Below are 13,979 nucleotides of genomic sequence, written 5' to 3'. Positions count from 1 at the left end.
CGCCGTCGCCCACTCGTCCACCCGTGCGCGCTACGCTTCGATGGACTCCCCTCCGAGCGAGCGCCCCCTGGAGGTGCGGATGACCCAGAAGCCACTCGTGACGCGCCCGCCCGCACCGCCGGGAGCCGGCGGCATCGTCGTGACGGGGCTCCGGCGTTCCTTCGGCGATGTGCACGCCGTCAGCGACATGACGTTCTCGGCGAGGCCCGGCCGGGTCACGGCCCTCATCGGACCGAACGGCGCCGGGAAGACGACGCTCCTGCTCATGCTCGCGACCCTCCTCGCGCCCGACGCCGGGACGATCTCGGTCGCAGGCCACGACCCCGTCACCTCACCGGAGGCGGTCCGTCGCGTGACCGGGTGGATGCCCGACGTCCTCGGATCCTGGAACACACTCTCGGTACGGCGGGCGATCCGGACCACAGCACTCCTCTATGGCATGTCCGCCGAGCGGGCGACCGAGCGGGCGGAGGAACTGATCTCGCTCGTCTCCCTCGACGCGCTCGCGAATGCGCAGACCCGCTCGTTGTCCCGCGGCCAGAAGCAGCGCTTGTCCCTCGCGCGCGCCCTCGTCCACGACCCCTCGGTCCTCCTGCTCGACGAGCCCGCATCGGGACTCGACCCGGCGGCGCGTGTCGCCCTCCGCGAACTCGTGCGCGGTCTCGCGCGCGACGGCCGCACCGTGCTCGTCTCGAGTCACGTCCTCGCCGAGCTCGAGGAACTCGCCGACGACGCCGTGTTCGTGGAGGCGGGGTCGACCGTGAGCGCGGAGCGGCTCGCCCGAGCGGCGTCCGCGGCCCGCCCGTGGCGCATCCGCGCCATCGGAGCCCCCGACGCCCTCGCCCTGGCGCTCTCCGAGCTTCAGGTCCCGCGATCCGCCGTGTCGACGATCGGCGACTCCGTCGTCGTCTCGGTGACGTCCGAGGATGTGGCGGCCGACCTGCTCGCGGGTCTCGTCCAGCGCGGCGTGCGCGTCACGACGTTCGCCCCCGCCGTCGGCGACTTCGAGCGCACGTTCCTCGACCTCGACCGGGAGCCCCACGCCGGTCGACCGGGCGGCGGCACCGCCGCCTACCCCGCAGGACACGATGGGCCCCGCGAGTCAGGAGACGCCCGATGATCCCGTTCACGCGTGGTCTGCGCATCGTCGTCGGGCTCGAGCTCGCGCAGCGCGTCCGGGGCGTCGCCGTCTACGTCCTCCTCGGTCTCTTCACCGCCCTCGTCGCGGCCGTCACACTCCTGCTGTGGGCGACGTCGAACAACAGCGGCATGGACGGCGGCACCGGGACGGGCGGCTACCTCTTCTCGACGATCGTCTACTTCGTCCTGCTGCTCGGAACCCTGCTCGCTCCCGCCCTCGGCGGCGCGGCCGTCAACGGAGACCGGGAGGCCGGTACGCTCGCGACGACGCAAGTGACGCTCGTCTCGACGAGCCAGATCGTCATCGGCAAGTTCCTCGCGTCGTGGATCACGTCGCTCGCGTTCCTCGTGGTGTCGCTCCCGTTCCTGCTGTTCTCGTTCACGCTCGGGGAGCTGCCGCCCCGGACGGTCCTCGTCTCGCTCCTCGTGCTCGTGATCGAGCTCGCAGTGGTCTCGGCCGTCGGCGTGGGCCTGTCGGCGGTCATCGGCCGACCGCTGTTCTCCGTGGCGACGACCTATCTGGTCGTCGCAGCCCTCTCCATCGGGACGCTCATCGCCTTCGGTCTCGGCGGCCTCGCCGTGCAGACGGAGCAACGCAACACGTACATCGGTGTCGACGCCGCCTACTACGAGGAGGGCGAGACGGGCGCGCCCGACTGTCTCCCTCCGGAGGTCTACACGACGCAGGTGCCACGTTTCGACCTCGTCTGGGGGTTCCTCGCCGCGAACCCGTACGTCGTGCTCGCGGACGCGAGCGGCGGGGATTTCGACGCGAGCGGTTCTCCCGTCGACCTGTTCGGCGCGTTCGCGCTCGGGGCGCGCGCCGCCCAGATTCCGCCGGAGGCCGAGACGGTCTACGACGAGTGCGCCGCCCTCCGATCCGGAAGCATGGAGGACCCGGCGCCGACACCCGAGGACATCTGGAACTCGACGACACCGTCGTGGTTCGTGGGACTCGGCGCCCACGTGGTGCTCGCCGCCGGCCTCCTCGTCTGGGGGATCGCCCGCACGCGCACCCCCGCGCGTCGGCTCCCGAGCGGGCAACGGGTGGCGTGACCGTGAGCGCCGGGAGGAGCAATCGGATCGCCGTCAGCCGTCGGCCGGTTCGCCGTCCCGGTCTCCTCGTGAGCGTTCCGCCGCTCTGACTGTCTCCTGCATCTCCACCGTCGCGCGACGGAGCGCACGCTCGGGATCGAGTCCGGAACGCGCGGCCGCGGCGGTGATCCCGAGGAGGAGCCGACCGAGCGCCTCCTCGTCCCCCGGCACCTCGACGACGGGCGGGGGGACCTCGACGCCGAGCGCCGAGCGCTCGATGCGTCCGATGGTCTTCGCCGCCAGGGCGAGGGCGGGGAGCGCCGACGGGAGACCGTCCATGATGCTCTCGCGAGCGGCCTTCTCCTCCGCCTTGGCGGCGCTCCACACCCGCAGCACGTCCTCGACCGTCGGAGCGTCGACCCCCGCGAACACGTGCGGGTGCCGCCGGATCATCTTGTCCGCCGCCTCCGCCGCGACCTGCTCGACGCCGAAGCCCTCCGACGGCGTCCGCGCGGCGATGGCCGAGTGGAAGACGACCTGCAGGAGGACGTCGGCGAGCTCCTCGCGGATGTGATCGGGCTCGCCGGACTCGACCGCGTCCACGAGCTCGTAGCTCTCCTCGACGAGGTAGGTCAGGAGCGACTCGTGCGTCATGGTCCGGCTCCACACGCAGCGATCGAGCACGTCCTCCATCGCCGCGACGAGTCGCGCCAGTTCGGGAAGGTCCGTCATGGGCGACGCTCCCCCCGTCGCGCGCCCGTACGGGCGATGACACGTCGGATGACCGACTCCCGCCGGGGGGTGAAGGGCGGATACACGAGCGCGAAGGTGTCCGGGGCGAGGGGCTTCCTCAGCACCGCCTTCTCGTGCGTGAACGTGTCGAACGACCGCTTGCCGTGGTACGCACCGGAGCCGCTCGCGCCGACTCCGCCGAACGGCAGACCCGGTACGAGCAGATGGGCCGAGGGCACACCGACACCCACCGCCCCCGACGACGTCTCGCGCAGCAGCCGCCGTTCCACGGAACGCATCGCAGTGAAGACGTAGAGCGCGAGGGGCTTCTCGCGGGACCGGATGACACGAATCGCCTCATCGAGGCCCGCGACGTGCACGATCGGCAGGATGGGGCCGAAGATCTCGTCCGCCATGAGCGCCGAATCGAGCCGGGCGCCGTCCACGACGGTCGGCGCGATGTAGCGGGCGGCCCTGTCGACGGAGCCTCCGATCGCGGGTTGTTCGCCCTCGAGGAGCGCCGCGAGCCTCGCGACGTGCTGATCGGCGACGATGCGGCCGTAGTCGGCACTCGCCCCAGGGTCATCCCCGTAGAAGGCGGTGATTGCGCGGCCGAGGGCCGCGGTCAGCCGCGCGGCCACGGCCGGTGTCGCGAGGACGTAGTCGGGCGCGACGCACGTCTGGCCCGCGTTCATGAACTTCCCCCACGCGAGTCGGCGTGCCGCAGCGTCGACGTCGACCGTGTCGTCGATCCACACGGGCGACTTCCCGCCGAGCTCGAGCGTCGTCGGGGTCAGGTGCTCGGCGGCCGCGCGAGCGACGATGCGGGCCACTCGGGCGCCTCCCGTGAAGAAGATGTGGTCGAAACGCTGCTCGAGCAGCGCCGTCGTGGCGTCGGCCGCACCCTCGGCGACGGCGACCGCTCGGGAGTCGAGGTGCTCCGGCACGAGTCGCGCGAGCACCGCGCTCGTCGCGGGCGCGACCTCGCTCGGTTTCAGGACCACGGCGTTGCCCGAGGCGAGCGCACCGACGAGCGGACCGAGGAGGAGCTGGACGGGGTAGTTCCACGGCGCGATCACGAGGACCACCCCGAGGGGCTCCGGCACGACGCGCGCCGTGGCGGGCGCGACCGCGTAGGGCACGACGACGGGCACGGATCGCGCCCAGCGGCGGAGGTGCCGGAGAGCATGATCGATCTCGGCCATCACGACGCCGATCTCGGAGACCTGGGCCTCGGCCGGCGACTTCCCGAGGTCGCTCACGAGCGCCGCCTCGAGGTCTGGTCCGCCCTCGATCAGTAAGCGGCGGAGGGCGCGCAACTGGGCGCGCCGCCACGCGAGCGGTTTGGTCGTTCCGGAGCCGAAGGTCGCACGGAGGAAGGCCACCAGTCTGGCCGCATCGGTCCCGCTCGTCGACCTCGCGCTCGACCCACCCGCTGGATCCGTCGGCGCAGGTCCTCCATCAGTGGGTGTCACAGCAGATCTCCGTCCGTATCGCTTGGGCTCAGGATATGCCGACAGCCCCGGTAGACTGGAGGACGGAGAGCCGGGAAGTCTGGTCGGCACGCTGCGTACCGCAGCGGAGAAGAACGATCACGCCCACACGAAGGACGGTCATGACCGACACCCCTCCTCCCACGCCCGGTTCGGACGAAGCCGGTCGCCCGGCTCCCGACGCCGACGGATCCCCCTCCCCCCGTACCCCGCCGCTCGAACCGGCTCCCCCGGCCAAGAGCCGCGTCTTCGGGCGCGGAAGCTACGGCGAGGCGCTCCGGATCAACGAGATCCTCCGCAAAGAGAGCGTCGGAGGGGCCCTCCTCCTCGTCGCCGCCGTCGCGGCACTCGTGTGGGCGAACTCGCCAGCATCCGCCGCCTACTACGCCGTGCGCGACTTCACCATCGGCTACGAGCCCTGGCACCTCGAATTGAGCATCGGCCATTGGGCCTCTGACGGCCTGCTCGCCATCTTCTTCTTCATCGTGGGCCTCGAGCTCAAGCGCGAATTCATCGCGGGAGACCTGAAGGACCCGAAGACGGCCGTCGTCCCCGTGCTCGCGGCATTCGGCGGTGTCATCGTGCCCGCTGTGATCTACGCGCTCATCAACGCATCGGACCCGGAGACGGTCCGGGGTTGGGCGATCCCGACGGCGACCGACATCGCGTTCGCCGTCGCGGTGCTCGCGATCATCGGCTCGAAGCTGCCCTCGGCCCTGCGGATCTTCCTCCTGACCCTCGCGGTCGTCGACGACTTCATCGCCATCGGCATCATCGCGGTCGTCTTCACGAACGACATCGACCTCGTCGCCCTCGGACTCGCCGTCGTCCCGATCGCGCTCTTCGGCTTCCTCGTGCAGCGCTTCCGTCGATTCTTCGGCGGACGGAAGTGGACCGGCTGGGTCGTCCTCGTGCCCATCGCCTTCGTCGCGTGGGCGCTCGTGCACGCCTCGGGAGTGCATGCGACGATCGCGGGCGTCGCGCTCGCCTTCACGGTTCCTGTCCTCCGGAGTGCGGCGGCGGGTGGGCCCGACGCCGGTCCCGGCCTGGCCGAGATCTTCGAGCATCACATCCGGCCGCTCTCGGCAGGGGTCGCCGTCCCGATCTTCGCGTTCTTCGCCGCGGGCGTCACCGTCGTCGGGGATGAGCTGGGCGCGGCTCTCACGGACACGGTCACGATCGGCGTGGTCGCGGGTCTCGTGCTCGGGAAGGTCATCGGTATCGCCGGGACGACCTGGCTCGTGACGACCCTCACGAGAGCGAGCCTCGACGCGGCGGTCCGGTGGATCGACCTCATCGGGATCTCGCTGCTCGGCGGGATCGGATTCACGGTGTCACTCCTCGTCGCGGGACTCACGTTCGGCGAGGGCAGCCCCCACGACGATCACGCGAAGGTCGGCATCCTGCTCGCGTCGCTCATCGCCGCCGCCCTCGCGAGCGTCGTGCTCGGATTCCGCAATCGGCACTACGCGAAGATCGCGGCCGAGGAGGCTGAGGACGCGGACGCCGACGGCATCCCCGATGTGTACCAACGGCGCGACTGATATCAACGGCGCGACTGGTATCAACGGCGCGACTGGCGCAGGCTGAGGTTGCGGGACGCTCGATGGGTCAGGCGAGCGTCCCGCGCATCAGGCGGACCGTTCCGCCGGCGCCGGCGCGTCCTTCGGCACCGGCACCATCGCGTCGAGGAACTGGCGGACCCACGCGATGAGCTCGTGATCCGCGAGCGGCTCGCCGTCGACGCGCGGCATGGGCACGACGAGCGCGTTCGTCTGCTTCATGAACTTGCCCTGCGGGTACATCCGCCGGAGCCTCGCCTGGAGGGAGTCCGGCAGGTCGACGGGTGCCGCTCGCAGGTTGCTCCCCATCGCGACGAGCTCGCCGAGGCCCGACCGTTGCGCACGCTGGCGCAGTCGTGCGACCTCGACGAGGGTCGCGACGGCGGCGGGCGGCTCGCCGTAGCGGTCCGTGAGCTCCTCGATGACGAGGTCGATCTGGTCGGGAGAGGCCGTCGGCGCGCTCGCGACGGAGAGCTTCTGGTAGGCCTCGAGGCGAAGTCGCTCGCTGTCGATGTAGTCCTCGGGGATGTGGGCGTCGACGGGCAGCTCGAGCCGCAGCTCGGTCTGGCCCTCCGCGACGTCGCCGCGGAAGGTCGAGACGGCCTCGCCGATCATACGGAGGTAGAGGTCGAAGCCGACACCCGCGATGTGACCGGCCTGCTCGCCGCCGAGCAGATTTCCCGCTCCGCGGATCTCGAGGTCCTTGAGCGCGACCTGCATTCCGCTTCCGAGCTCGTTGTTGGCCGCGATCGTCGAGAGCCGGTCGTTCGCGGTCTCCGAGAGCGGCTTCGTCTCGTCGTAGAGGAAGTACGCGTAGGCGCGCTCACGGCCTCGACCGACGCGACCGCGCAACTGGTGGAGCTGGCTCAACCCGTACTTGTCCGCGCGATCGATGATGATCGTGTTCGCGTTCTGGATGTCGAGTCCCGTCTCGATGATCGTCGTGCAGACGAGCACGTCGAAACGTCGTTCCCAGAAGTCGACGACGACCTGTTCGAGGACGTGCTCCGAGAGCTGACCGTGGGCGACGGCGATGCGTGCCTCGGGCACGAGCTCCGCGATCTGCGACGCGATCCGGTTGATGCTCGAGACCCTGTTGTGCACGAAGAAGACCTGGCCCTCGCGGAGGAGCTCGCGCCGGATCGCCGCGGCGATCTGCTTGTCGCTGCGCGGGCCGACGAAGCTCAGGACCGGGTGACGCTCCTCGGGCGGCGTCGCGAGCGTGGACATCTCACGGATGCCCGTGACGGCCATCTCGAGCGTTCGCGGGATGGGCGTCGCGCTCATCGCCAGCAGGTCCACGTTGGTCTTGAGCTTCTTGAGTGCGTCCTTGTGCTCGACGCCGAACCGCTGCTCCTCGTCGATGATGACGAGGCCGAGGTCCTTGAAGCGGATCCTGTCCGTGAGGATGCGGTGCGTGCCGATGATGACGTCCACCGTGCCGCGCTCGAGCCCGTCGATGACCTCGCGCGCCTCCTTGTCGGTCTGGAACCGGCTGAGGGCACGCAAGTGCACGGGGAACCCGGCGAAGCGCTCCTGGAACGTCTCGAAGTGCTGCTTCACGAGGAGCGTCGTGGGAACGAGGATCGCGACCTGCTTGCCGTCCTGCACGGCCTTGAATGCGGCGCGCACCGCCACCTCGGTCTTTCCGAACCCGACGTCGCCGGACAGGAGCCGGTCCATCGGGATCGGGCTCTCCATGTCGCGCTTGACCTCATCGATCGTCGTGAGCTGATCGGGCGTCTCCGCGAACGGGAACGCCTCCTCGAGCTCGCGCTGCCACGGAGTGTCCGGACCGAAGGCGTGCCCGCGGGAGGCCATGCGCGCGGAGTAGAGCTTGACGAGCTCGACGGCGATGTCGCGGACGGCCTTGCGGGCCTTGCCCTTCGCTTGCGCCCAGTCGCTGCCGCCCATCTTCGAGAGCTGCGGGGCCTCCCCTCCGACGTAGCGTGTGAGGAGGTCGAGCTGATCCGTCGGCACGAGAAGCCGGTCGCCGGGGTAGCCGCGCTTCGACGGCGCGTACTCGAGAACGAGGTACTCGCGCATCGTCTTCGTGGGATTGCGGCCTCCGGACGAGACCTCGCGCTGGCTCAGTTCGATGAACTTGCCGATGCCGTGCGTCTGGTGCACGACGAAATCGCCGGCCTGGAGCTGGAGCGGGTCGACGACGTTCTTGCGGCGCGACGCGAGCCGCTTCACGGCGCGCGAGTCGTACCCTGCCGTGCGTCCGTAGAACTCCGACTCGCCGATGACGGCGAGCTTGATCTCGGGGAGCTGGAAGCCGTTCTCGGCGCTCGCCTGCACGAGGTGCGCGACACCCGGCTCGGCGTCCTCCGGGAGGACGTCGACCATGCGCGCGGCCAGACCGCGTTCGGAGAGCACGTCGCGCGCGCGCTCGACGAGCCCCGCTCCTTGAGCGGCCACGACGACCGACCAGCCGTCGGCGAGCAACGCGGCGACGTGACCGACGGCGCCCTCGACGTTGCCGGAGAAGCTCGGGACGGGGTCGGCGTCGACGCGCACGGTGAGCATCTCGTCGATGTCGATCGGCACAGGTTCGCCGTTCGCGTCGACGGGAGCGTCCGCCGGGCCCATCTGGAACGAGCTGATCGTCCACCAGGGCTCGCGGACACCCTTCTTCTCGCGTGAATCCTTGAGCGTGTTGAGCGAGAGGAACTCACCGCTCTCGAGGTCGATGGGAGCCTCGGCTCCCGCGGTCGCGGCGCTCCATGCGGCGGCGAGGAACTCGCGGTTCGTCTCGGAGAGGCTGATCGATCGTGAGGCGACGCGCTCGGGGGCCACGACGGCGACGGCGGCACCCGTCGGTACGTAGTGCGTCACGGGCACGAGGCTGTCGACGAGCGCGGGGGCGAGCGACTCCATCCCCTCGACGGGGATGCCGTTCGCGACCTTCTCGAGGATCGAGGACAGGCTGGGGAACTCGTGGACCATCTCGGACGCGCGCTTCCGCACGCCCTCGCTGAGGAGCAGCTCGCGGCTCGGGGGCAGCTCGACCTCATGGATCGCGTCCGGCAGGGACCGCTGGTCGGCGACGCTGAAAGCGCGGACCGTCTCGACCTCGTCGCCGAAGAACTCGACGCGTACGGGGTGGGAGGCGACGGGAGGGAAGACGTCGAGGATACCGCCGCGGACCGCGAACTCACCGCGACGCGACACCATGTCGACGCGGACGTAGGCGAGTTCGACGAGCCGCCGCGTGATCTCGCCGAGGTCTTCGCCCCGGGCTCCGGCACGCAGCACGACGGGCTCGATCTCGGTGAGATTGTCGGCGATCGGCTGGAGCGCGGCACGCACGGACGCCGTGACGATGAGCGGATCGACGCCATTCCACGTTCGCATGCGACGAAGCGCGTGGATGCGCTTGCCGACGATCTCCGCGCTGGGGCTGAGCCGCTCGTGCGGGAGGGTCTCCCACGCGGGGAACTCGATGATCTCGGCCTGCGGGAGCAGACTCGCGAGCGCCGCCCGCAAGGCCTCGGCCTCGCGCCCGGTTGGCGTGATCGCGAAGAGCGCCGCCGACTCGCCGCGTTGGCGGCGTGCCTCGACGAGGCTGGCGAGGAGAGGAGCGCGGAGGCCGTCGGTCGCCGAGAAGTCGGCGTCACGACCGGCGTAGCCGAGAGCCTTCTGGAAGCTGGAGGCGCGCGCGAGCGCGGGAATCAGGCCCTGAAGAGTCACCGCACAAGTCTACGCGGCACCGCCGACAGCCCGTCCGGGTTGCGCGAGATCGTGGGGAACGGTGACCAGTGGAAACCGCTCGGTTGTCTTAGATCAGGGGTCGAACCGGCCGAACACCACCGAGATGCGCCGACCCAACGGAGATGGGCACGTCGTCGAAGCCTCACGCACGGTGAAACCGACGCGCGGTTACGGGGCCGGCGAGTGGAAGCGCTGCTGCGCCGCGACGAGGCCGTCCTCGACGATCGCCTCGACAGCGTCGGCCGCGTCCGCGATGAGCGAGGGCAGCGACTGCTTCTCCGTCGAGGAGAAGTCCTTGAGGACGAAATCGGCGGCGTCCTGGCGCCCGGGGGGACGGCCGACGCCGACCCTCACGCGCACGAACGGCGCCGAGTCGGTGGCCTTGATGATGTCCCGGATACCGTTGTGGCCACCGTGCCCTCCGCCGTTCTTGATGCGGACGGTGTCGAACGGGATGTCGAGCTCGTCATGGACGACGATGAGCCGCTCCGGTGCGATCGACAAGTAGTCGAGGAGCGGCGCGACGGCCCTCCCCGACTCGTTCATGTACGTGGTCGGAGCGGCGAGCACGAGCTTCGCCGCCCCAGGGCGGACGCGCCCCTCGGCCACGAGGTTGGGCGTCTTGTGCCGTGAGAACCGCGCCCCGAGGCGGGACGCGAGCTCCGACAGCACCATCTGACCCACGTTGTGACGGTTGGCCGCGTAGCCGGGCCCGGGATTCCCGAGCCCGGCTACGAGCCAGACGTCTGCCATGAGGCGTTCCTGCGGTGGGTCGACTACTCGGAGTCGACACCGGCTTCCGCGCCGGCCTCGGCCGATGCGGCGTCGGCGGCCTCGTCGTCGGACGAGGGGCCGGACGGCGTCGAGATCGCGACGATGAGGGTCTCCGGGTCGCTCAGGAGCGTCGCGCCCGTGGGGAGCTCGAGGTCGGCGGCGGAGATCTGCACGCCCTCCGCGAGGCCCTCGACGGAGACGACGACGCGCTCCGGGATGTCCGTGGCGCTGACCTCGAGCGAGATCGAGTTCGCGTCGAGGTTGGAGATCGTGCCGGGAGCGGACTCGCCCTCGAGCACCACGGGCACGTCGACGGTGACCTTCTCGCCCTTGCGGACGACGACGAGGTCGATGTGCTCGATGATCGAGAGCACGGGGTCGCGCTGGACGTCCTTCACGAGCACGAGCTGCTCGGTGCCGGCGATGTCGAGCGTGATGATCTGGTTGGCCTTACGCACGATGAGCAGCATCTGGTGGCCCGGGAGCGTGACGTGCTGCGGGTCGGTGCCGTGGCCGTAGATGACGGCGGGGATCTTGCCGGCAGCGCGGATCTTGCGGGCAGCGCCCTTGCCGAAGGATTCGCGGGCTTCCGCGATGACCTTGTTGTCGTCGGACATGATGTTCTCCTTGCGGACCTTCACGGTCCAGTTCGGTCGCACGCCGACGGTCGTCGGTTCGTGCGGGACTGCCAGAATCAACTCGAACGCATTGCGCGTGAGGACAAGCCGTGAAGCCCACTCACCGCGTCGATAACGGTTCCCGCTGCCGCCGGTGGCGGTGACGGGTTCCCTCGCCGAAGTTCAGTGGGAGAGTCTACCCCACCAGGGGCCGTCCCCTCGATCGGAGCCGGCGGGGACCGCCACGGTAATGTCTGACCATGATGTCCAGCCTCCACGACCGCGTCCTCGACGACCTCGGGCTGCGGATCGTGTCGGGCGAACTGGCGGCGGGATCCACGATGCTCGCGGAGGCGCTCGCCGAGCGTTACGACGTCTCCCGCTCGGTCGTGCGCGAGGTCCTCCGCGTGCTCGAATCGCTCGGTCTCGTCCGATCCGTCCGGCGCGTGGGCATCCGCGTCCGTTCGGTCGGGTCGTGGAACCTCATCGACCCCCTCGTCATCCGATGGCGGCTCGCCGGCGCCGGTCGGGGTGCGCAGTTCCGCTCCCTCACCGAGCTCCGCAGCGCCCTCGAACCCTACGCCGCCGAGCTGGCCGCGCAGCACGCGCCCGACGACCTCGGTTCGGAGCTCCTCTCCCTCGCCGCGCGGATGCGCAGCCTCGGCCGTGAGGGCAAGCTCGAGGAGTTCCTCCTGCTCGACACCGAGTTCCATGCGCTCGTGCTCCGGGCGAGCGGCAATGAGATGTTCGCCGGTCTCTCGGGAGTGGTCGCCGAGGTCCTGAGCGGGCGGACGGAACAGGGCCTCATGCCGGAGCGCCCCCACGACGAGGCTCTCCAGCTGCACGTCGACGTCGCGGACGCGATCCATGGCGGCAGACCCGACGCGGCCCGCTCGGCCATGGAGAAGATCATGCACCGGACCATGAACGAGGTCGAGTCGATCTGGCGAGGACAGCCGCGCGCTTTCGACGCACGGAGCTGAGTACCCGGAGCGAGGGACACCGGCGTCGTCAGAAGGCGATGACGACCTTGCCGCTCGCGCCCGAGTCCTTGGCCATCGTGAAGGCGGCGATGGCCTCCTCGACGGGGAACTCGTGCGTCACGACAGCCGCAGCGTCCAGCGAACCGTCGGCGAGCGCCTCGATCACCTCGTCGATCTCACCGGAGAATCGGAACGAGCCGACGAGTTCGAGCTCGCGCGTTATGGCGAGCGAGAGGAGCGCCGGCTGCTCGCCGCTCGGCAGGAGCCCGACCATGACGACGCGGCCCCCGCGGGTCGCCGCACGGACGGCCGACATCAGACCTCGCGGGCTGCCCGACGACTCGAACACGACGTCGGCGTCGAGCGCCGCGATCGCATCGGCGTCGGTCGCGAGGACGGTGCGCGTCGCGCCGAGCCGTACCGCCCGCTCGAGCGGCCCCTGCACCATGTCGACGGCCACGATCTCGGAGGCGCCCGCGCGCTTGACGACGGCGACGATGAGGGCTCCGATGGGCCCGGCCCCGATCACGGCGACCCGCTTTCCCGTCACCGATCCCGCTCGCGACACGGCATGCCAGGCGACAGCGGCGGGCTCGGCCACCACGGCGTCCCGGAGGGAGAGCCCGGCCGGGAGAGGACGCAGCATCCGAGCGGGCAGGACGGCTCTTCTGGCGAAGGCGCCGTCGGTGTGCGGCAGCCGGGCGGCGCTCCCGAGGTAGGTTCCGCCGGGCGAGAGGTTCGGACGATCCGTCGGGTACCGCTCCCCCGTCTCGACGACCGTCGCCGGATGGACCGTGACGGGGGTGCCGACAGCGGGGCCCGATCCGTCGACGGCCGCCCGCTCGACCGTGCCCACGACCTCGTGGCCGAGGATCATCGGCTCACGGAGGATCGACTCCCCCGCCGCCCCGTGCGTCCAATAGTGCAGATCGGAGCCGCATACTCCGCCGAACGCGATCCGCACGACGGCTTCATCGGCGCGGGGCTCGCGCAGCGGGATCTCCTCGACGCGGACGTCGTCGCGCGCGTGCGCGACGACCGCGAGAGTGGAGTCGGGCGTCGCGGAGGACGGGGTGGTCGGGGACGGGGTGGTCGGGGACGGGGTGCTCGATGTCATGGCGTTCTCATTCCGTTCGGATCGGGGGGTCAGACGACGACCGTCATCCCGCCGTCGACGAAGACGACCTGCCCGTTGACGAAGTCCGATCCCCTCGACGACAGCCACACGACGGGTCCCGCGAGATCGGCGGGTGTCCCCCATCGTGCTGCGGGGGTCCGCCCGACGATCCACGAGTTGAACGCCTCGTCGTCGACGAGGTTCTGCGTCATCTCGGTGTGGATGTAGCCGGGGGCGACGGCGTTGACCTGGATGCCGTGTGCGGCCCACTCGGCGGTCATGGCGCGCGTGAGGTTGCGGAGACCGCCTTTCGCCGCCGTGTACGGGCCGATCGTCGGACGCGCGAGATCCGACTGCACGGAACAGATGTTGACGATCTTCCCCGTGCCGCGGCCGATCATGCGCCGGGCGACCTCGCGACCGACGAGGAAGGCGCTCGTGAGGTTCACGTCGAGCACGCGCTGCCAGTCGGCGAGGGCGACGTCGACGAGCGGCACGCGGTGCTGGATGCCGGCGTTGTTGACGAGAACGGCGATGGGACCGACGCGGGCCTCGAGGTCTGCGACGGCACGCGCCACCTGCTCCTCATCCGTCACGTCGAACGCCGCTGCCGCGACACGGTCCTCCCCGAATCGGGCGGCGAACTCCGCTCGAGTGGACTCCAGCCGGTCCGCGTCGAGTCCGTTCAACACCACGGTCGCGCCCGCCTCGGCGAGAGCCGCGGCGAGCTCGCGCCCGATGCCGCGGCTCGATCCCGTCACGAGGGCGACCCGATCGTCGAGACCGAAGAGCGATTCGAGAGTCATCGG

The 13,979-nt window shown here is 70.3% G+C and carries 11 protein-coding genes; 4 read left to right on the top strand and 7 right to left on the bottom strand.

Annotation, left to right across the window (positions count from 1 at the left end):
- The first annotated feature begins 79 nt into the window (after window positions 1-79).
- Together ELQ90_RS12730 and ELQ90_RS12725 are read left to right on the top strand one after the other, a co-directional pair.
- Entirely contained in the window at window positions 80-1,120 is a 1,041-nt protein-coding gene (locus ELQ90_RS12730; protein WP_128495666.1) for an ABC transporter ATP-binding protein, read from the top strand.
- Complete coding sequence (locus ELQ90_RS12725) at window positions 1,117-2,196, top strand: ABC transporter permease (RefSeq protein ID WP_128495665.1); 1,080 nt, start codon at window positions 1,117-1,119, stop codon at window positions 2,194-2,196. The genes ELQ90_RS12730 and ELQ90_RS12725 overlap by 4 nt, the downstream gene beginning before the upstream one ends.
- Window positions 2,197-2,229: 33 nt before the next feature.
- Here ELQ90_RS12725 and ELQ90_RS12720 read toward each other — a convergent pair whose 3' ends face one another.
- Together ELQ90_RS12720 and ELQ90_RS12715 are read right to left on the bottom strand one after the other, a co-directional pair.
- Window positions 2,230-2,907: a MazG nucleotide pyrophosphohydrolase domain-containing protein gene (locus ELQ90_RS12720; RefSeq protein WP_128495664.1), complete on the bottom strand. Its 678-nt coding sequence runs from the start codon at window positions 2,905-2,907 to the stop codon at window positions 2,230-2,232.
- The gene (locus ELQ90_RS12715; protein ID WP_128495663.1) at window positions 2,904-4,382 is read right to left on the bottom strand and encodes an aldehyde dehydrogenase family protein; all 1,479 of its coding nucleotides are present in this window, start codon (window positions 4,380-4,382) and stop codon (window positions 2,904-2,906) included. The genes ELQ90_RS12720 and ELQ90_RS12715 overlap by 4 nt, the downstream gene beginning before the upstream one ends.
- A gap of 140 nt (window positions 4,383-4,522) precedes the next feature.
- Between ELQ90_RS12715 and nhaA the strand changes: the two genes are divergently transcribed.
- On the top strand, window positions 4,523-5,944 hold the full coding sequence (gene nhaA / locus ELQ90_RS12710; RefSeq protein ID WP_128495662.1) for a Na+/H+ antiporter NhaA: 1,422 nt from the start codon (window positions 4,523-4,525) through the stop codon (window positions 5,942-5,944).
- Between the two features lie 87 nt (window positions 5,945-6,031).
- On the opposite strand, the gene mfd is transcribed toward nhaA, so the two are convergent.
- From mfd to ELQ90_RS12695, 3 genes are all read right to left on the bottom strand, one after another.
- Window positions 6,032-9,658, bottom strand: coding sequence for a transcription-repair coupling factor (mfd, locus tag ELQ90_RS12705; protein ID WP_128495661.1), 3,627 nt, complete (start codon window positions 9,656-9,658; stop codon window positions 6,032-6,034).
- A gap of 189 nt (window positions 9,659-9,847) precedes the next feature.
- Window positions 9,848-10,432, bottom strand: a complete 585-nt coding sequence (pth, locus tag ELQ90_RS12700; protein WP_128495660.1) for an aminoacyl-tRNA hydrolase — start codon at window positions 10,430-10,432, stop codon at window positions 9,848-9,850.
- A gap of 23 nt (window positions 10,433-10,455) precedes the next feature.
- Window positions 10,456-11,070, bottom strand: coding sequence for a 50S ribosomal protein L25/general stress protein Ctc (locus ELQ90_RS12695; RefSeq protein WP_128495659.1), 615 nt, complete (start codon window positions 11,068-11,070; stop codon window positions 10,456-10,458).
- 260 nt (window positions 11,071-11,330) lie between these two features.
- On the opposite strand from ELQ90_RS12695, the gene ELQ90_RS12690 reads away from it, so the two are divergent.
- Window positions 11,331-12,053, top strand: coding sequence for a FadR/GntR family transcriptional regulator (locus ELQ90_RS12690; RefSeq protein ID WP_128495658.1), 723 nt, complete (start codon window positions 11,331-11,333; stop codon window positions 12,051-12,053).
- Between the two features lie 28 nt (window positions 12,054-12,081).
- Here the strand turns inward: ELQ90_RS12690 and ELQ90_RS12685 are convergent, their stop codons facing one another.
- A complete protein-coding gene (locus ELQ90_RS12685; RefSeq protein WP_128495657.1) occupies window positions 12,082-13,170 on the bottom strand; it encodes an L-idonate 5-dehydrogenase in 1,089 nt (362 codons plus the stop codon).
- Window positions 13,171-13,199: 29 nt separating this feature from the next.
- Window positions 13,200-13,976: an SDR family oxidoreductase gene (locus ELQ90_RS12680; RefSeq protein WP_128495656.1), complete on the bottom strand. Its 777-nt coding sequence runs from the start codon at window positions 13,974-13,976 to the stop codon at window positions 13,200-13,202.
- Window positions 13,977-13,979 lie beyond the last annotated feature (3 nt).

The sequence above is a fragment of the Labedella phragmitis genome (assembly GCF_004078635.1).
Taxonomy (GTDB): Bacteria; Actinomycetota; Actinomycetes; order Actinomycetales; family Microbacteriaceae; genus Labedella; species Labedella phragmitis.
Note: the sequence above shows the minus strand (reverse complement) of the source record. Positions and strands in the feature narration are given on the sequence as shown.